This is a genomic window from Pseudoalteromonas sp. J2K-J599, assembly GCF_059295115.2.
The window spans coordinates 421,487-441,613 of sequence record NZ_CM200272.1 but is presented as its reverse complement, the minus strand read 5'-3'; the positions used below and the strand labels follow the sequence as shown (position 1 = coordinate 441,613).

At 36.7% G+C, this 20,127-nt stretch carries 17 protein-coding genes; 8 read left to right on the top strand and 9 right to left on the bottom strand.

The annotated features are described in order from the left end of the window. Window positions 1-53: 53 nt before the first annotated feature. The 4 genes from AC5NT5_RS18785 (at window position 54) to bfr (AC5NT5_RS18770) (ending at window position 4,552) form a co-directional block, all read left to right on the top strand. Window positions 54-1,124 (top strand): PepSY-associated TM helix domain-containing protein, encoded by a 1,071-nt coding sequence (locus AC5NT5_RS18785; protein ID WP_494513778.1) that lies wholly within the window; start codon window positions 54-56, stop codon window positions 1,122-1,124. A 72-nt stretch (window positions 1,125-1,196) separates the two neighbouring features. Beyond that, window positions 1,197-3,332, top strand: a complete 2,136-nt coding sequence (locus AC5NT5_RS18780; protein ID WP_494513777.1) for a TonB-dependent receptor — start codon at window positions 1,197-1,199, stop codon at window positions 3,330-3,332. A 272-nt stretch (window positions 3,333-3,604) separates the two neighbouring features. Beyond that, window positions 3,605-4,075, top strand: coding sequence for a bacterioferritin (gene bfr / locus AC5NT5_RS18775; protein ID WP_002958985.1), 471 nt, complete (start codon window positions 3,605-3,607; stop codon window positions 4,073-4,075). 12 nt (window positions 4,076-4,087) lie between these two features. After that, on the top strand, window positions 4,088-4,552 hold the full coding sequence (bfr, locus tag AC5NT5_RS18770; RefSeq protein WP_002958984.1) for a bacterioferritin: 465 nt from the start codon (window positions 4,088-4,090) through the stop codon (window positions 4,550-4,552). Window positions 4,553-4,617: 65 nt separating this feature from the next. Here the strand turns inward: bfr (AC5NT5_RS18770) and AC5NT5_RS18765 are convergent, their stop codons facing one another. Then, window positions 4,618-4,812, bottom strand: a complete 195-nt coding sequence (locus AC5NT5_RS18765) for a (2Fe-2S)-binding protein (protein WP_002960627.1) — start codon at window positions 4,810-4,812, stop codon at window positions 4,618-4,620. Between the two features lie 342 nt (window positions 4,813-5,154). Between AC5NT5_RS18765 and AC5NT5_RS18760 the strand changes: the two genes are divergently transcribed. Then, entirely contained in the window at window positions 5,155-5,712 is a 558-nt protein-coding gene (locus tag AC5NT5_RS18760) for a TMEM165/GDT1 family protein (protein ID WP_494513776.1), read from the top strand. A 60-nt stretch (window positions 5,713-5,772) separates the two neighbouring features. On the opposite strand, the gene AC5NT5_RS18755 is transcribed toward AC5NT5_RS18760, so the two are convergent. The 3 genes from AC5NT5_RS18755 to AC5NT5_RS18745 form a co-directional block, all read right to left on the bottom strand. Then, a complete protein-coding gene (locus AC5NT5_RS18755; protein ID WP_494513775.1) occupies window positions 5,773-6,297 on the bottom strand; it encodes a DUF6436 domain-containing protein in 525 nt (174 codons plus the stop codon). Further along, complete coding sequence (locus AC5NT5_RS18750; RefSeq protein ID WP_182673642.1) at window positions 6,281-7,747, bottom strand: methyl-accepting chemotaxis protein; 1,467 nt, start codon at window positions 7,745-7,747, stop codon at window positions 6,281-6,283. The genes AC5NT5_RS18755 and AC5NT5_RS18750 overlap by 17 nt, the downstream gene beginning before the upstream one ends. 147 nt (window positions 7,748-7,894) lie before the next feature. Further along, window positions 7,895-8,446: an isochorismatase family protein gene (locus AC5NT5_RS18745; protein ID WP_494513774.1), complete on the bottom strand. Its 552-nt coding sequence runs from the start codon at window positions 8,444-8,446 to the stop codon at window positions 7,895-7,897. A gap of 166 nt (window positions 8,447-8,612) precedes the next feature. Here AC5NT5_RS18745 and AC5NT5_RS18740 point away from each other — a divergent pair, with 166 nt between their 5' ends. Then, a complete protein-coding gene (locus AC5NT5_RS18740; RefSeq protein WP_494513773.1) occupies window positions 8,613-13,112 on the top strand; it encodes an EAL domain-containing protein in 4,500 nt (1,499 codons plus the stop codon). A gap of 54 nt (window positions 13,113-13,166) precedes the next feature. Here AC5NT5_RS18740 and AC5NT5_RS18735 read toward each other — a convergent pair whose 3' ends face one another. Further along, window positions 13,167-14,060 (bottom strand): cation diffusion facilitator family transporter, encoded by an 894-nt coding sequence (locus AC5NT5_RS18735; RefSeq protein WP_002960617.1) that lies wholly within the window; start codon window positions 14,058-14,060, stop codon window positions 13,167-13,169. A 197-nt stretch (window positions 14,061-14,257) separates the two neighbouring features. On the opposite strand from AC5NT5_RS18735, the gene AC5NT5_RS18730 reads away from it, so the two are divergent. Continuing rightward, window positions 14,258-15,697: a diguanylate cyclase domain-containing protein gene (locus tag AC5NT5_RS18730; protein ID WP_494513772.1), complete on the top strand. Its 1,440-nt coding sequence runs from the start codon at window positions 14,258-14,260 to the stop codon at window positions 15,695-15,697. A 238-nt stretch (window positions 15,698-15,935) separates the two neighbouring features. On the opposite strand, the gene AC5NT5_RS18725 is transcribed toward AC5NT5_RS18730, so the two are convergent. Beyond that, window positions 15,936-16,808 carry an SMP-30/gluconolactonase/LRE family protein gene (locus AC5NT5_RS18725; RefSeq protein ID WP_494513771.1) on the bottom strand — a complete coding sequence of 291 codons (873 nt, stop codon included), beginning with the start codon at window positions 16,806-16,808 and terminating at the stop codon, window positions 15,936-15,938. A gap of 167 nt (window positions 16,809-16,975) precedes the next feature. Here AC5NT5_RS18725 and AC5NT5_RS18720 point away from each other — a divergent pair, with 167 nt between their 5' ends. After that, the gene (locus tag AC5NT5_RS18720) at window positions 16,976-17,812 is read left to right on the top strand and encodes a patatin-like phospholipase family protein (RefSeq protein WP_494513770.1); all 837 of its coding nucleotides are present in this window, start codon (window positions 16,976-16,978) and stop codon (window positions 17,810-17,812) included. Window positions 17,813-17,821: 9 nt separating this feature from the next. Here AC5NT5_RS18720 and AC5NT5_RS18715 read toward each other — a convergent pair whose 3' ends face one another. Genes AC5NT5_RS18715 through AC5NT5_RS18705 form a run of 3 tightly spaced genes read right to left on the bottom strand, consistent with a single transcriptional unit; the run spans window position 17,822 to window position 19,943 of the window. After that, on the bottom strand, window positions 17,822-18,067 hold the full coding sequence (locus tag AC5NT5_RS18715) for a hypothetical protein (RefSeq protein WP_024597364.1): 246 nt from the start codon (window positions 18,065-18,067) through the stop codon (window positions 17,822-17,824). After that, complete coding sequence (locus tag AC5NT5_RS18710; protein WP_494513769.1) at window positions 18,064-19,659, bottom strand: PepSY-associated TM helix domain-containing protein; 1,596 nt, start codon at window positions 19,657-19,659, stop codon at window positions 18,064-18,066. The genes AC5NT5_RS18715 and AC5NT5_RS18710 overlap by 4 nt, the downstream gene beginning before the upstream one ends. Next, window positions 19,656-19,943, bottom strand: coding sequence for a hypothetical protein (locus tag AC5NT5_RS18705; RefSeq protein ID WP_494513768.1), 288 nt, complete (start codon window positions 19,941-19,943; stop codon window positions 19,656-19,658). The genes AC5NT5_RS18710 and AC5NT5_RS18705 overlap by 4 nt, the downstream gene beginning before the upstream one ends. Window positions 19,944-20,127: the final 184 nt, after the last annotated feature.

Sequence of the window (20,127 nt, the reverse complement as noted above, 5' to 3'; positions counted from 1 at the left end):
AGCTCGTATTATCATTTACAATATTGTCATTAACTCATAATGAGATACCGTTTTTGAAACTTTGGTTACGTAGAATTCATTTAGGCCTTGCCCTAATTAGCGGACTATTTTTATTAATAGTGAGCCTAACCGGTGCTGTTATGATTTATGCAAAAGACATACAGCACCTAATAGAGCCTGCAAAATGGCAAGTAACACCCCAAAAAAACTTAATGCATTACGATGAACTTATACAAAATGTACAAGCTCAAACTAAGCAAAAAATCACCTTTTTTATGCCCGAACAAGCGCCAAACGCAGCATGGCAATTTCGGTTAGCCAATAAACACTACGCCAGTGTTAACCCCTACTCTGGGAGTGTACTAAACATCTATGAATCAACCGATACGATTTATGGGTTTGCTATGGGATTACATCGTTGGCTGTTATTTGAAAACAGTAAAGGTGAAAAAACCTTTCGAAATTGGATGTCAGTATGTGCATTGCTACTTTTAATAAATGTATTACTGGGCTTTTATTTATGGGTAAAGCCCAAAAACAGAGTTAAACGTTTAGCTATAAAACCAAAAGCCAAATTTAGAGTGCTCATGTATCAATTACATACAGTGCTTGGTGTTTACTTTTTTATACCGCTTATGCTGATTGCCTTTACTGGTATGGCATTTAACTGGAAAACACAAACTCAATCGGTATTAGAATTTGTGACCTTAAACAAGGTAGAACAAAGACCTAAAGCACCAAAAGTAATAACCCCTTCTCAAGCTGCTTTAAACTACAATGAAGCAATTAAAAATGCAGAGGACGTATTTCCAGACGGTAAATTATATAGAGTTTACTTACCTAAAAAGGATGACGAAGCAATTGCACTGAGAATGCAAAACCCTGGCGAAAGTCACGCTTACAGCTGGGTTTGGACTAACCCATTTACGGGTAAAGTATTAAACTCATTTGACGCCAGTAAAACAAACTTCACAACACAAGCATGGAACTTCAAATATAAGTTTCACATTGGTGATTTTGCAGGTCCTATCGTGCAGTTTTTATGGTTATTAATAGCTCTTTCACTCGCATTATTTATTGTAAGCGGTGTATATTTTTGGTTAAAACGCCATAAATGGAAATAAATCTCATTAACACTTGCGTCATTAGTTGATAATAATTACCATTACGTAAATTATTATCGACTAAGACACCCCATGTTAAAAACTTCGCTTTGCCTTATTGCTGTTGCAATAAGTACTAACACGTTAGCAAATGAAAATAATAAAAATGAATACAATTCTGATCAATTTGAGCATGTCATTGTTTCAGGCAGCCGCATATCAGAAAGCATTGACGAAGTACCTGCCTCGATTACCGTTATTAATCAGCAACAAATACAACAGCATTTAAAAGTAAGCTCAGAACTGGGAAGTTTACTCGCGCAAATGGTTCCAGGGCTCGCCCCAAATACAGGCAGCTCAAGTAATTCAGGACAAACACTACGTGGCCGCGCGCCATTAATAATGATTGATGGTGTACCGCAATCAACCCCTCTTCGTAATGGTTCTTTAGGCGTAAAAACACTTGATGCAAGTGCCATAGCGCGCATTGAAGTAATAAAAGGCGCAACGTCTATTTATGGTAATGGTGCCTCAGGTGGCATTATTAACTACATAACAAAACAGGCTCGCAGTGATGGTAAACCAGAAGGCGAAATAAGTATTTCAAGTCGCTTTAGCGCTGTTAAGTTAGCAGAAAGTGGTGGCGGTAGAGTATCCGCCGCAGTAAACGGTAAGCTCGACCAACTAAGCTACCTGTTAACAGCAAGCTATGAAGAAAATGGCGTACAACGCGATGCACAGGGCGATATTTTAGGCTTGCAATATGGTTTATCAGACTCTGAAACTCAAAACTATTTTACCAAACTAACTTATGATTTTGACGACGAAAAGCAACTGCAGTTTAGCTATAACTATTTCAGCTCACAGCAAAAAACTGATTTAGGCGATGTTACTGGCGATGGCAATATAGGAGAAAAAACATACGCTATACATGTCCCCTTAGAGCTTCAAAAACAAGGTAAGCCGCAAGGCCCAGAAGGCAACAAAAATATAACCCTAAAATATGTTGATTACGCGTTGTTTGAAAACACACAAATGACCCTCGATCTGTATAAACAAAATATAGAAAACGTATTCTTTTTCTCCACTAACCTAGCTAACCTCGATGAAGGCTATACCGGTGGCCAATCCGTTATTAAATCAGACAAGCAAGGTGCAAGGGCTACATTTAATAGTCAGTTTGATTTTGAAAACGTAACAGCCACCTTAATCTACGGTATTGATGCCTTAAACGATAAAACATCGCAACCTTTAGTAGATGGCCGTGTGTGGGTGCCCGAAATGGACATGGAAAGTGTGGCTGGCTTTTTACAAACCAAATGGGTAATAAACGACGATATTATTGTAAAAGCAGGTGTAAGAAACGAAAGTATTGATTTGAGCGTAAGTGATTACCAAACATTAAAACTGTGTAGAACCCTTTCGCAATGCTCAGTCCCATTAAATGTGCGTGGTGATACCATAAACTATGACGCTACAACGTATAATGCAGGCATAAAATACAATTTAACAGATGCATTCAGCCCATTTTTTAGTTATTCACAGGGATCTGATATTTCTGATATTGGGCGCTTACTTCGCGCTGCAACCGTCGACGATATTGCACTTATTCAGACACAAGCATCTATAATTGACAACTACGAAGTTGGTTTTACTTCACAGTTTGAAAACGTTCGTTTTGAATTTGCACTGTACAGAAGTACTTCAGAGCTTGGCACCAGTAATGAATTTAACGAAGTAACGGGTGTTTACGAACCCGTACGCGCACCTCAAGAAATATGGGGTTACGAAGGTTTAGTTAATTATACTATTAACCAAGACCTTAAATTAGGTGCTACATACAGCTACGTAGAAGGTAAAAACACCGAAGCGGATGAATATTTAGGGGCAAAACAAATCAGCCCGCCGAAAGCCACTGCTAATTTAACATGGCAAACCAACGAAAACTTATCACTTGCAATGAGTTTTTTATATGTAGGCGACAGAAAGCGTTTTGATAAAAATGCACAGGGCCAATACTCTGGCGATCAGGGCCCTGTTAGTAGCTACAACACCTTTAACTTAAGTGGCCAATACAATGTTAACGCCAGGTGGAGTGGCTATTTTGGAATAGAAAACCTATTCAATAGTGATTACTACCCAGCCCGCGCACAGGCTTACACCTACGGTGGATATAACATTAAAGGATTAGGCACAACCGCAACGCTGGGTGCTAAATACCAGTTTTAATTAGTGATAGACTCAATAAATAGGCATCAGCATGCCTATTTATTTAAAAAGATAATATGAAAAGCAGTATCTCTACTTATTGTTTATAAATACCTCTAGTAATCATTCTCAGATACTAATACAAATAAAAAACTGTCCATAAACCAAGCAGTAACGCAAACTTAAATAAGAATCAAAACCAATAGTAACGCAATGATTTTTATAGAGAAAACTTGCAATATAGGCTATATGTACTACACTGCATACAATTGAAATAGTTGAGGCGATTTATCATGAAAGGTAATCAAAAAGTAATCGATGCGTTTAATACATTGTTAGCTAACGAATTAGCAGCAATCGATCAGTATTTTATACACTCGCGCATGTATGACGACTGGGGTTTAAACAAACTATACGAGCGCCTTAACCACGAAATGGAAGAAGAAAAAGATCACGCAGACTGGCTTATTAAGCGCATCTTGTTTTTAGAAGGTGTACCAAATATGACTAAGCGCCGTGATTTACTTATCGGTAACGATGTAAAAAGCATGATGCAAAACGATTTAACACTAGAGCTTGAAGTAGTTGCGTGTGTTAAAGACGTAATCGCAATATGTGAAGAACAACAAGATTATCAATCTCGTAGCATTTTAGAAAAGCTGTTATTTGATACCGAAGAAGATCATGTTTACTGGTTAGAGCAACAACTTGGTCTAATTGATAAAATTGGTTCTGAAAATTATCATCAAGCACAAATGGCTTAGTAGGAGCATATTATGAAAGGCGATAAAGACGTTATTGCAGCGCTTAATAAAGTACTCGCTAATGAGCTTGTTGGTATTAACCAATACTTTTTACATGCACGTATGTTTAAAGATTTTGGCTTTACACAGCTTGATAAAGCAGACTACAAAGTATCAATTCAAAAAATGAAAAACGCTGATCGTTTAATTGAACGTATTTTGTTTTTAGAAGGCTTACCAAATCTTCAAGACCTAGGCCGATTACGTATTGGTGAAAACAGCGAAGAGATGATTGCTGCTAACATGAGTTTTGAACTCGATACTATTGACGAGTTACGAAGCGCCGTTAAACTGGCTGAAAGTAAAAAAGATTACATTACCCGCGAAGCCCTTGATCACATTTTAAATGAACAAGAAGAGCAAATTGATTGGTTAGAAACCCAACAATTACTTATTAAAAATACGGGTATCAAAAACTACTTACAGTCTCAACTGTAAATAGTAACAAGCATAAAAAAAGCAGCTAAAAAGCTGCTTTTTTTATATCTAAATTTTATATGTAATTAAGCAACTTGATCTGTTACATCCGCAATTTGAATAAGTCTGCGATTAAGGATCTTTTTAGTACAACCACAACACTTACCGCATTGGCTGCCTACTTTAAGCTCTTTAGTTAATTCACGCATGGTCGTTGCACCATCGTCAATTGTTTGCTCAATTTTTTTATCAGTCACACCGTGACAAAGACAAATATACATCAATACAAACCGTGTTAATTACAATCAATAGATGCATACTAATCTAAACGACAATTGTTATCAATAGCTTCTTCACTAATAAATATAAATTATTTATTAGAATATGGTATTTGTTCTCTTAACTATATTTACCTAAAAATAAAGTTATGGAATAATGGCCGCCTCTTAGGGGAGTAGCCCGCTCAGTAATGAGTAAACTTATCAACATAATTGCACCTCATGTGCATGGTAAGTTTGTAATGTTGTAGCAAGCGTTATCGGCGAGACCTAGGTAGACACTATCCTCATGGCGGGAGATAGTTGTTTGCCTTGGTTTAGTATTCCCGCCTGTAAGAATCAATAATGGAAGTTTTTTTAACCTCAACCGTCACTGTTACACTTGCCGAAATTGGCGATAAAACCCAGCTTTTATCACTCCTATTAGCTGCCCGTTTTCGTAATAAAAGCGCACTTATTCTTGGTATTTTAGCCGCAACTTTACTCAATCATGGCCTATCAGCGTGGTTTGGGCAGTGGTTAAGTAATAGTTTTTCTTCTGAATATTTACCTTGGCTTGTAAACATCAGCTTTATTGTTGTTGGCCTTTGGCTATTAGTTCCAGACAAAGACGAAGATGTAAGTAGTAAATACGATAGCTACGGGGCTTTTTTAGTTGCTTTTGTATTATTTTTTATTGCAGAAATTGGTGATAAAACACAAATAGCGACAGTGTTGCTAGGCGCACAATATCAGTCTGTGTTTTGGGTTACGGTAGGAACCACGTTAGGTATGTTAATTGCTAACGTGCCTGTTATATACGCCGGAAATGCACTACTAAAAAGAATATCGCTAAACACCGTACGTGCTATTGCTGCTTTTGTGTTTGTGTCATTAGGTATTTATGGCTTAGTTACAATTTAATCAATATTAAAGCTCGCAACTGTTGATTTAAGTGCGAGCTTTAGTTTATCGATACGTTATTTATGCATTATTTACACAGTAACATCCCTTGGTTTGTGTAATTAAGAGATTTGAGTTAAAACCAGCAGCTAAATTAGTGACCGCAGTTTCAACAAAGCCACTTCCCTGGGCACACGCTAACCCTTCGGAGAGAGGACCGGCATAAACAAAATCACCGTTTTTATTAATAATAACGGCGGCAGGCGTTGCCGGAATAACAAGTTTAAGCTTTGGTGTTAATTCAACTTGTACAACCTTCATAGCTTTATTGGCAGCAAAGGAGCTTAACGATGAAATATGCGACTTAGCTTGTATGGTGCACCCGCAATTTTTTTCAGTTATAAGCACTAACGACGCTTCATTAGTATCAACCCAGTCCAATTGCTTTTTAAAGTTATTAAACCAGTGCTTTTGCAATAAAACTTTTGAGCTATCAAACGGTTTAAGTTGCTCTAACTGAAAATAAACTAACCCTGCAACAACACAAACAAGCCATATAGTTATAAGCGAAAATACAAAAGAGTTAGATTTATTTAAACTTGGCAATGCTTTGCTCTAATACATCAATACTTACATCGATTAACTGCACCTTAGCGGTTAACTGCTGCACTATTTGCGTATCTTGGTACTGATTTTGGCGCATAGTATCAGTACTGCTTGCTATTAACTCGGTATTACCTGCCTGCTCCGCTACAACTTGTGCAACTGAGTCAGAGCTTGAAGATACTGCGGCTATTTGCTCGCTCATTGCTGAAATATTTTCTTTCATTGCAGCACTAATACTTGTTAAATCAACTACAAAACTCACACACTGACTCATTGATTGCGTTGACGTTTTACTATTATTAACAAGGTCTTTTAATGTAAGACTAATTTTATCTGTTGTTGCTTTACTGTGGTTGGCTAAAGATCTTACCTCATCAGCAACAACAGCAAAACCTCGACCGTGTTCGCCTGCGCGGGCAGCTTCAATAGCGGCATTTAAAGCAAGTAGGTTTGTTTGCTCAGCAATGCCTGATATTTCATTAAGAAGTCCTGAAATAACATCGCCCGCTGCCACTAAGTGATTTATTTTTTCTTCGGTATGGTTAAGCAGTGTTAACAACTCTCTACTTTTAGCGTCTGTTTGAAGCACCTCTTTTAATGCATCACCTGCAGATTGTGTAATATGGTCAACTTGGCGCTTAAGCACCTCACTTTCTTCTTCTACAAGTTTAAAGCCATTGGCAACTTGAGCGCCAGAATTAGCAATATCATCGGTTTGTTGCGTACGTTGAACCGCTCCACTCGCTAACTGATCGTGAACATCAATAAGCTCTTGTGAGTTTTTTTGCAATGACTCTGATTGAGTTTGTACCTGTTTAATAACATCAGATAAGTAATCTAGTAATGTGTTAAATCCTGCTACAGCCTCGCTTTTAGTGTCATCCGCGCGAAGAGAGAGTTTAATGTTTTCAGGATCTTTCATTATTTGTTCTGTCGCATAACTTAAAGATAAGCCCGCACGACGTTCCCGTTGCAGCGTTTTTGCAATATAGCCTGCAACTAATACTTCAACTATTGCGTATCCAGCATGAATTAGCACCGTAGTAAAAGCGAGTCTATCAGGGTCAAATACGTAAAAACCCGTATTTTGAGTTTGTAAATAATAAAAAGATAAATGATGAACCGCTACAAAAATAATAGCGGTAATAAACACTCGCCACTGTACAAAAACAATTAACATGGGCATTAAAATAAATATTTCAAAATGGACTTCAATCAACCCAAAAGTTTGTTGAATGTGCAAAAAAGAAAACATCATTATAGCGGCAGCTACCACATGCGGGGTAACAGGACTATCCCCTTGTGTGTTTAAAAGCCATATAGGTAATAAACACAATGGCAAACCTATCATAAAGGCCTGCGCTAATGTGTCGAAATACAAGCCAATAGCGATAGATTCGACAAACAAAAGACTAAAAATAATTGTAAATAACCGGCCAATACTAGACATAAGAACCTTAAAATTGTTGTTTGCATTGTTGTTTTATAAAGCAGTCTGCAATATACGTATTAAAACGAGTTTCAGTTTACTGAACACAATAATAAACTACCGACACATCAAAAATAATACATTTAATTTACATTATATACATGCGGTCTACTTAATTATAGGCAGTATTTTTTTAAACGTAGGCGTAGCAGCTTTTTTTGTCCATTGAAAAATTACTATTTCAGCGCATGAAATTACAGCTCCAGCTTGACGTAGCTGCTCAATCGCCAAATTTTTATGTTGCGGGTTTCTCGAACCAACTCCGTCGTAAACAATAATAACTTCAAAGTCATTTTCTATTAAATCTAAGCATGTTTGTAAAACACACACATGTGCTTCAGTTCCCACAACAACAACTTGCTTTTTACCATGGCTTTTTAACGTATCAACAAAACCAAGCTCTGCACACGCACTAAAGTACGTTTTATGAAAATACGCGGCATTAGGTAACGTATTTTTAATTTGCTGATTAGTCTCGCCCAAACCTTTCACATATTGCTCCGTTACTAAACATGGAACGCCATGAATAATACCCGCTTGTGCTAACTGCAATGTGCTTTTTAAAATATTCGGAAAATCTTTAATTACAGGAGCAAGCAACTCTTGTAAGTCTATAACTAATAACACACTATTTTTTGCATCAACATTAGAGAAAACCACTATACTCTCCTTATAAGCATTTACTATTATCTGTATAGAGTAGCTCACTATTTATAAATAGAACTTTTAGCGTTATGTATATTATTTGTAATTAAAAAATAAAAACTTATGCTATATTTACTATCTAGCTAAGCATCATCCTATCTTCCACTGAGAGTGTTTATAAGTGCGTTTGAGCAAATTTTTTTTTCATATCACCATTACTTTTTTACTATGCATCCAAAGCACTTTTGCATCACAAAACTATGCTCAGCAATTACAACGAATTTCTACTGACGAAGGCCTATCACAAAGTTACGTTTTGCAGACTCAAGAGGATGATATTGGTTATATTTGGATAGCAACCCAACAGGGTTTAAACCGTTTTGATGGATATAATGTAAAAACTTTTAGTGGCGGCTTTGGCCTAGATAAACACTATATTTATGCATTATTTAAAGCCGAAGACGGAAAAATCATTGTCTCAACAGACCTTTCTGGTGCTTATATAATAGATCCCCTCACTTTAAAAACCGAAAAAATCTATTCTGGTCAAATAGATAAAGAACAAAAAATATTCTCTCCGATCTCTGCAATGACTCAGCAACAAGGTACTTTTTACTTCGCCATAGATGCCCAAATATATACATTTGATGAGACGAGTAAACGCTTCACATTTAAGCTAACCCTGCCAAGTAAAGGTGACTACATTCGGTCATTAACAATATATAAAAACACTTTATATATTGGTACAAATGATGGTTTATACACTGCAAATATAGATAATTCAGAACTTGTAAAAATACCTCTTCATCCCCCTGAAAAAAATACGATAGATAATGTAAACGTCAAATTCTTAAGTGTTGATAATGAATTAGGATTACTTGTTGGTACTGTTGAAGGCATGTATCAATTAGCATTCGATAATACCAAAAATATATCTGCAGCAAATATTACAACTTTAATTCCTAATTATAATATATGGGATTATGCCAATACTGTTTACGGGGAGTTTGTAGCAACCGAAAGTGGATTGTTCAGTTATCACCGCGAAACCAAAGAACTAGAATTCGTATTAAATTATGAAAAAAGTAAGTTTAATATTAATGAAAACTCAATAAACGATCTAATGGTTGATAAGTCCGGCGTACTTTGGCTCGCATCTAGAACCCAGGGCGTGTTTACATGGCCAATTAAAACCCGACGGTTTAAACACATTACTTTACCCGGTAACAATACTATTCATGCCACCTACCAAGACAAAAATAATATTATTTGGTTAGGAACAGAAGATGGAATTGCACGGTACGACAAAGCAACAAATAAAAGTGATGTATATCTGAGCTCAACCGACTCAAAAGCAATATACGGGGCATCTGCCGTTTATGATATTTTTGCGTCTTCAATTGGTGATAATCAATTCCTTTGGCTTGTTACTTTCGATGGTTTTAAACTGTTTGATAAACAAACGGGTAAAATTATTGAAAATAAAGACACAGAAAAAGATGTAATTAACCAATCCAACTTATTTGGCTTTGCCCAGTTATCTGCAGACACATATGCATTTATGTCGGATGATAATTTTTATGTTTTTAATGAAACAACAGGAAAAACAAGAATTATTAAGGGGCTCAAAGAGCAAGTCGATCCTTTATTTTCTTACGCTTTTTATAAACACCTCGACACACATCCTGAAGAGTTTGTACTTGGCACATCAAAAAGCTTCCTTAGGTACAACGAAAAAACGAAAACTTTAACGACTATATTTCAGTCTTTTAATCCTAAAGAAGATATTTTTTACACTGTAGAAAACTTTTACTTAGACTCAAAACGAAACATTTTATGGTTAGCAACCACTCACGAAGGTTTGCTCGGCGTTGACCCCGTTACTTATGAAAGAAAGCACTATATAGGATTAAAAAATTCGTTTAATACTGATTCTATCTATTCACTACTTCCTGATGAAAACGGCTTTTTATGGGCAAGTACCGACAATGGTCTGTATCAAATAGACCTAGATACTCTCAATGTAGTGAGTTTTTCAGTAAAAGACGGTTTGAATATAAACCAATTTACACCAATAGCGGCAGCAACACTAAGCGATGGCAGGCTTATGTTCGGTAGCAATGCTGGAGCCTTACTTCTTGATCCGATAGACTTTAATGAAAAAGAACAACTACAAAAAAGTAATCTAGCCATTACTGATATTAGCCTCCTTACTAGCGAACTCAATTACAATCCTCATAAATACCTTAGCAAACCACTTGAATTAAATTATGAAGACATGGGATTGACGGTTAGCTTTTCTAACTTCTCTTACCCTAATATTGATAAAGCATATTATAAAGTAATCCTTTCAGGGCCTACGTCTCTTACATATGAAGATTTACAATCTAATCAAGTGTTTTTCACAAAGCTTCAACCTGGTAATTACTCACTAAAAATATCAGCACATAATCGCGATGGTATTGTTACAAGCGAACCTGCAACACTTAATATCAACGTGGCCTACGCACCATGGAAGTCGCCCTTTGCTATTGTCGCCTATGTAGTTTTAATAATTGCCGTGTTGTTTTTCATTTTTTGGCAATACCGCAGCCGCCAAGTTGCAATTGAACAAGCCCATAGAGCGACTATTCATTCGCAAAAGCAAACAGAACTCGCGCTTAAAAATAATAAAAGCGGCGTATGGGATTATAACTTTAAAGACGCTTCCGTAAATACGCTCAGAGGAAGTGAATTAGGCTATACAGACTTACCTGAACGCGTGCATATAGATCAATTTTTAGCGCTTATACACCCAGACGATCGACGTCGTTTTGAAAACCAATGGGAAAACTACTTCAAGTACAAAAAACAACAAAACTGGCAAGCAACTTACCGTTTACAGCATAAAAATGGCCATTGGCTCTGGTATCAAGATACAGGGCAAGTTATATACGATCCTCAAACAAATGAGCCTCTATATGTTTCTGGCATATATACCAATATCACCGAGCAACGAGCTAATGAGCAACAAGCAAAAATTTTAGGTGAAGCGTTTAGCCAAATAAATGATTGGTTACTTATACTCGATAAGCGTTTAATGCCATTTTCTGCGAACAATAGTTTTATTGAAACATTTTCAAACGAGCAAACGGCCACCAAAATTAGCCCTAAATTGTTTATTAAAGCAATTGGTAAAGATAAGTGCAGAGAGTTTGCTAGTATTTTAAAAAAATTAAAACCAACTGAAAACTGGCAAAGTGATGTTTATATAAGAACAGCAAGAAATAACGAACACCCAATACATATAAGTGCCACAGCTGTAACAAAAGACACTGCAAGTTACTATGTGATTGTTATTACAGATTTAACTGAACAAAAACGTGCTGAAAACGAACTGCGCTATTTGGCTAATTTTGACCCTCTAACACATCTACCTAATCGTAGTTTAATGTATCAAAACATTGAAAAGGCGATTAAATATGCCGATAAAAACAATACCCAATGCGCATTATTATTTATTGATTTAGATAAGTTCAAACCTGTTAATGACTCTTTTGGTCATGCAGTAGGTGACAAGTTGTTATGTAATATTACCCAAAGAGTAAGCGGCATGCTTAGCGAAGACGCTATACTTGGCCGCCAAAGTGGTGATGAATTTTTAGTGCTGATTCAAAATATAAAATCACTCCAATCTCTTCGCGATACCGTAAGAAAAATTAGTAATGAATTAGCTAATAAAGTAATTATTGAAGACTTCTCTATTAATATTTCAGCAAGTATTGGCGTAGCTCTGTACCCATTCGATGCTATAACCACAGATATACTCATCCGTAATGCCGATGTTGCAATGATGCACGCTAAGCAAGGCGGGAGAAACGACTTTAAGTTTTTTAGCGATGAAATGAATGAGCTAATAAAACAAAAGTTACTGCTTGAAAATGATTTAAAAGATGCAGTAAAAGACAACCGATTTTTTAATCACTACCAGCCTATTATCGACATAAAAGAGAAAACAATAAATGGCGTGGAGTTACTCATGCGCTGGAAAAATGAAGGCCAGTTAATATCTCCAGCTCTTTTTATTCCTGTAGCTGAGGAAACCGGTTTAATAGAACTTCTTACTGAGCAAGCCTTGCACCGTTCACTAATTGAACTTACGCCTATACTCAGCGAAAACCCGTTGTTTTATATATCTTTAAACTTATCGCCTAAACACATTTTAAAAACAAACATAACACAGCGGTTAATGGCTATATTAGCGGACTCTCAAGTTCATCCAGGACAATTAAGGCTCGAAATAACAGAAAGTATTTTATTAGAAGATAAGCTTAAAGCAGCCAAACAGCTGCAAAACCTAAAAGCTGCTGGATTTAAATTACTACTTGACGATTTTGGTACAGGATACTCATCACTCACTTACTTAAGCCAATTCCCTATTAATGTTATTAAGATAGATCAAAGCTTTGTAAATAGTATTGGTATAGATAAGGGAGATGAATCAATTATTAAAACTATTTTTTCATTGGCAGAAAACTTAGATCTATACTGCATTGCAGAAGGAGTAGAAACGCGCGAACAGATGCTCTTTTTAGCCGAGGTTGGCTGCCATGTATTACAGGGTTATTACTTTGCAAAACCAATGAATGCTAAAGACTTACGTAAAAGCGATTGTTTTAGCAATATCATTGATTTGATTTGAAACATTAAAAGCGTGCTAATCATTATTACACGCTTTTATATTAATTAGATGCTATTAATGGATATGATGGCATTCATGGCTTTCAATTTGTAATACACTATTACGTACATTAAATTTTTCGGCTAATAATTGTTCTACCTTCATACGACACGCTTCATCATGTTTTTCAATCGTACAATGTTGTTTAAGGACAACGTGTGCGCCTACTACAATACCATTATATTTGCGCGTTACAGTGACGTTATGGACATTATGAACATGTTCCATATCTGTAATTTTACTTTCAATATCAGTAACTTTAGGAAGTTTCGCTTTATTTAGGCGTAAACCTTTTATACAACTAATTATGACCTTAATACCGGTGAATAATACGAAAGAAGCAATTAACATACTCGATAAAATATCGATTACAACCCAGCCTGTGAAATATATAAGAATACCGGCAACAAATGTCGATACGGTAGAAATCAGATCAAAGAATGAGTGTAAAAATACCGCGTACACATTAATACTCGCTTTGCGGCCTTTATATAAAACCCATGCAGCAGCCCCATGAAATAAAAAACCAATAGCAGCAATAACCGACATTAAATAACTATTGATAGCCAGCTCATTTCCTTCATGTTGGTGTATATAGCGCTCACCACCTTCATACAAAATAATTAAACTGATTGCTAGGTATAAAAACCCGTTCACTAGGCCACCAAAAAGCTCTGCTCGTTGATGGCCATCGTTATAGGTTTTGGCAAAATGAATAGCGAGACTTGATGCTATCAGTGCGATGAATAACGAGCTATTGTGAACAAACAAATGCCCCGCATCAGCAAGAACAGCAAGCGAATTAGAATAATAAGCACCTATAACCTGAATTACCATAAACGAACACGTAATTGCTAGCGCAATGAGTAACCGACGACGAGAAGCTTGGTGTGTAGTGATTTCTGTCATGAAATGCTTGAATAACCTATACTTAAAGTGCAAATAAGCCAAAGATGGCTTAGAGTAGAAATGGGTAATGATATACAGTATCAATTATAATACGTACTGCCCGCAAACGCACTAAAAACTTAGTAAATCAAAAAAAATGTGCTAATAGTTAGTAAAGAAAAAGAATTTAATTATGGCTTGGACACATGGAGAGTTGAGTGAGTAATAACCTATCAGAAGAAGCATGGCAAAACTTGGAGTTATTGCCGTTTTGTGTATTACTTTATGATGCAAATGAAGATATATTTAAAGTTAACAGCCAGGCACAGGACTTGTTTGACTTAAAAGACCAATCACATTTTTATAAAACTGATTTTTCACACATCACTTTAACCAATCATCACAGTAAAAAAAATCTGTTGATCGAGGAGCTATTCTTTGATTATTTTACGGCAAATAATCAATGCCAGTTTATTTTATCGAAACAATCATCCAAATTGCTACTCAACGTAAAATTTGCAAATTTACCTAATTCAAACTCCATTATTATTATCGATATATTAAATAACAACGTGGATGAACAATATGATTTTGATAATATTATATCGAACATCTCAACTGACTTAATTGATATTCAAAATGACGATGTTGATAAGCATATCAACTATGCATTAAAAGCAGTCGGTACGGTTTGCAATGCCGATAGAAGTTATCTTTTTAAGTTTGCCGAAGATGGTAAAACTATTAATAACACTCACGAATGGGTCAATGATGGTATCAAAGCTTTTAAAGACGACTTACAAAACCTTTTAAAAAGCGACCTCCCTTATTTTTTTAGTTCGATGGCCCGTACCCACTTATTCAGAGTGAATGATGTAACGTTGCTCCCCATTCAAGCAATGAGCGAAAAAACGATTTTCCAGCAACAAGAAATAAAATCGGTACTTTGCATTGGATTACGCTATGACAAAGAATTGGTTGGCTTTATTGGCTGTGATTGTGTTGTTCAAAAGCGAGATTGGACAGATTTAGACCTTATTCGCCTAAGGTTAGTAGGTGAAATGCTTGCTAATGCTTTCAAAAATTTAAATTATAAACAAGAGCTTCAACAAACTCAGCAGCAACTCATTAACGCCAACCAAAAACTCAATAAACAAGTCAATACTGATGGCCTTACAAACATTGCTAATAGACGCTGTTTTGATCAGACTTTAAAATGCGAAATTAAGCGCTGTGCACGTAATAAGGAACCCATTAGTTTAATTATGTGTGATATTGATTTTTTTAAGCGTTATAACGATAACTATGGACATCAGCTTGGCGATGAAGTGCTAAAGCGAGTGGCCAAAGCGCTACACAATATTTGTAAACGGGAAGGTGATCTAGCAGCTCGTTTCGGGGGGGAAGAATTTGCGATAGTTTTACCTGCAGTCGACACAGATCACTGTCAAAGGTTTGCTGTTCTTATTCAGGAAAAAATCGCAGAACTCGCAATTGAACATAACTTTTCAACTGTTAGTAAATACCTCACTTTAAGCATTGGGTTTTATAGTTTCATACCCAATCACAAAACAAAACCCAAAGAGGTTATAACTAACGCCGACATAGCCCTTTATAACGCAAAAGAAACAGGCAGAAATAAAATAGCTAGTTTTTAAAAACCGACTAAGGTGGCGCACTGCAGTGAGTTTTAGTGGTTTAAAGTTTGCTGTAGTGATAATCCATACACCTGAAATTATAAACAATACAACTACTCAGTGATTTACGCGTAGTAAGCTAAGTAAGGCGTTGAAAGTGAGCAACCAATTATCGCCGGTACTGAGGTTTTAGTAACCAAAAAAGAGTGGGTGTTATGGGGGTTACGCCTAAAAGCTAATCATCACTGAAAAGTACAAGTTACAGTAAAACTGGCGGCTCAAACTGCCCGTTTTTTATACCGGAGATCTGAAATACAGCGCCTTGTTCACCAACAGTATTATTAATCGCTTCATCAAATGCCGATGTCACAAATAGTAACTCAGCATTTTCACCACCGAAGGCGGTACACGTCGGTTTTAATGCACAAAGCTCTATTGTTTTAATTAGCTCACCGCTTGGGGATAAACACATAACACATCCCATTCCCCAAACAGCTAGCCACAAATTGCCTAATTTATCGGTTACGCAGCCATCGGGGTCAACATCAGTATTATCAAATTGATAAAAAACACGTGGCTCAGCGCAAGGCTCACCAGTTTTCTCATCCAAATCTAATACATAAATACAACTCGTTAAAGAGTCGCAGTAATAACCGCGTAAACGGGACTTATCAAAACACAATCCATTTGGGATACTCAAACCACTTACAACGGCTTTAAGCTGGTTTTTATAATAACGGTATATTTTACCATCCCCTTTTTTAGCATTTACATCCATTGTACTTAACCAAAAGCCACCCCATGGATCAGCACGGCCGTCGTTTGAACGTCGATTTAGCTGTGTATTTTCAATATTAAGAATAAGATGGCGAGTGCTTGAATTAATATGGTATTTGTATATACCAGTACTTGTCCCTAGCAATAAGTGCTGCTCATCAATCCACGCTATTGCACTGAGCGTATCGGGCATATTCACGGTTTTTAGTTGGCTTTTGCTGTGTATATTTTTGCTTAAAAGTAATTTTTTATTTATATCGACCCAAAAAAAAGTGTTCAGCATAGGATGCCAAAGAGGACTTTCTGCAAGCTGACTCTGTGTGCTTTCAAAAATGGTTACGCTAGGATCAAACATAAGTAGTTATTCTTTATTATTAACAAAGCCTTGTAATACTAAACCTTACCAGAAAGCAGTGAGTTCCGCGATGTGTACCCGGCTTTAATTTTTTATCATCTTCAGTAATCTCTATCGCATTTTTTAGACTGAGTTGATAACATCAAATTTCATAAAAAGGATTGGCCATGAACAACAATAATAAAAACACACTCGTCGTTGAAGGCGGTGCAATGCGCGGTATATTTGCCGCTGGTGTGCTTGATGAGTTTTTAAAACAGCAATACCAGCCATTTGAACGCTATTTTGGTGTTTCAGCTGGAGCAACTAATATAGCCGCATTTTTATGCAAACAACCAATGCGAAATTATAAAGTAATTACCGACTATTCATGTCGTCCTGAATTCATTAATTTAGCGCGCTTTATTAAAGGTGGTCATTTATTTGATTTAGACTGGTTATGGCAAGAAACTATTCGCGAAATACGCCTTCATACAGAGGTATTTGAACAAACTCCACACGAATTTTATATTGTATCTACGGCAATCGAGTCGGGCAAAGCACACTATTTAAAAGCCACCAGCGACGATATGGTGGATCAATTAAAAGCATCGTGCGCTATACCTATTGCATACCGTGACTACCCTATTATTAATGGCATAGCGATGACAGACGGCGGGGTTGCGGATTCAATTCCGGTAATAAAAGCGTACGAAATGGGCGCTCGCGAAATAACTGTTATTTTGTCTCAATGTTTAGGCTATCGTAAAAAGCCAAGTAAGGCACCTTGGCTTACTAAAAAAATGTATAAAAACTATCCTGCATTAGTTCAAGCGACCTTAGATAGGGCTGATTTTTATAATAAGTCTATCGATTTTATTATGAATCCACCAAATGACTGCAAAATCAATATTATTGCTCCACCAGCTAATTTTAAAGTTGGCCGAACCACTAAAAAGTTTGAAATACTTAATAGTGGTTACAATATGGGGATTGATGCTGCTAAGGCCTTTTTAGCTAAATAACTGCATTTTTCACCCTAATAATTGCGGCGCTTTACCCGCAATAACTGCAGTTAGTAACCCTGCTAACATAGCTCCTACAACGGTGCATATTGCACCGCCTAAAATACCATAAACACTCATAAAGCATATCAGCGCTAAACTAAATAGCAGTGTACTTAAAAAAGCTTTAGTAGGTATTGTGAGTGTGTTTTTGCGTATATTGAGCATCATTAATAATAGACTTACCATGGCAATTATAATTAGTAGTTCGTTCATGCGGGTTGTACCTCTGCTTGTAATTTTTGTGTGTTTTTTATTTTTAACGCACCAAAAATACACGCGATACCCACCACCATAAAGCTTATATCTACTATCGCGGCAAGCGAGCTATTAAGGTTAATAACATTGCTCACGCCAAATATAATATTGAGCGGCAGCACCAAAGCAAGCGAAGCGCCGCATAGCAAAAGAGTCAGCTTAAAATAGTTTTTATAACCTACAGGCAATACACTTAAGAGTAACCATGCCAACCACGTATAAAAAAATACGGGTCCAAAAAAGCTATTTTGCGCCACACCAATAACGGTATAATTAAGTACAACTTGCAAAGGAAATAACACAAAGCTTGCTAATACCAAGCCTCCACAACTACCAATAATAAAACGATTCCAGCGTGCATATGCCTGCACACTCAGCGACGGGCTACTGCCACGTGTACGCTTTGCTAGCCACATCATCATGCCCGAAATAGGTAAAAGCGCAGTACTTAAGCCAAGCAATACCCAAAGTAATTTTACAAACACCCCTGCAAAGTTCCCAAAATGCAGCGGAAACATCAACTCAATTACTTTTATCGAAACACCGGAAATATCACCAAAACTACTCATCGACTGCACAAACTCACCATTGCCTTTATAATGCAGTAATTGAGAAGCAACTGCCTCGCCACCTAACAAACGCAAATACACCTGCGCATTCGCATCGTTATGCGCCATTATTGTGACATCCCTAATTATTGCTTCAGGGTAACGACTATGAACATTGTCTAAAATAGTGTCTATTTTTGTAGGTTGCTTAATGTGGCTAACTACCGGCTCAGGAATTGCGGTAAACGTTTCTATTAACTTATCTTGATCGCCACCAAAGCTCACAAACGCAGCAGCTGGTAATAAAATAACGGTCGCAAGCCCTAAAAATGATCCTGTAAAACCAATTACAATATTAAATACGCTGCCCCAAATACCTATGACCTTATGAGCATCGCTCACTGCAATATCTAATCCTTTATCTCGCCTAAACGTAAAGAGCTCTTTTATCAATTTACGATGAATAAACAAGCCTGTAACTGCACTTACTAAAAGTGTTAAACCTAAAAAACCAGTGAGAATTAACCCAATTGGTCGCCCTAAATGCAAATCTGCATGAAACTCACCTATGTAGGTTGGCGCATCTGTTTTTTTATTAGTGTAAAACTCTTTACTAGGCCCATAGTAAGTATTTTCCAGCGCCAAAGTATCCGGATGAAACTGGAATACTCTGGCCACCTCTTGGTCATAGTTTTCATCGCCATGGTGGGATTCAAATACCAACGTTAATAAATGAAAGTTATGTCCACTTGGTAAAAACACATGAATGTTTTCACCAAATTCACTAGGCACCTGTTTATGGTATTCGTTTACTAGTCGATTAATTTGCGCGCTGGCAACGTGTTGGCTAGATTGTAGCTCTGGATTTGCCCATATTTTTAACTCAGGTCGCGACAGAACTGCTAACGCCCCACTAAATGCAACAATAAATAGCAGTACAGCAGTAATAATTCCTACCCAGCTATGTAATAAAAATAGCTTTTTTAAAGTAATCGACTTCATCCCTGCCCCTGCGTTAACGCCCAAAAACTCATTAAACCATGTAATACACACAGTGCAATCATTACAACAAACGGTTGCCATACCTTTTGCGCCAAATACGCATAAATAAACAACGCAGTCCAAATAACAGGAAAGAGTAAAATAGGCAGTAATATTTGTTCATTCATTTGAAACGGTAAATAAGTTGTCATACCCGGAATCATTATTACCGCAGTAATTAGCGCTAACACACATGCAATTAGGTGCCTTCGCCGTGTAGCTGTAAACGTTTTTTTATTATTCATTATTCGCTCATTAAATTTGCCCAAACATATACAAAACAGCATATGCAAATGATAACAATTGTTATTATATTGTGCATTTACTGCTTAATGCAATTTATTAAACACATTAAGTCTAAAAATACTGTTGGTTTGCTTTAAGAGCTTTTATGCTACGCCTCGCAATTTAGGTACGCAGTAATGCGTC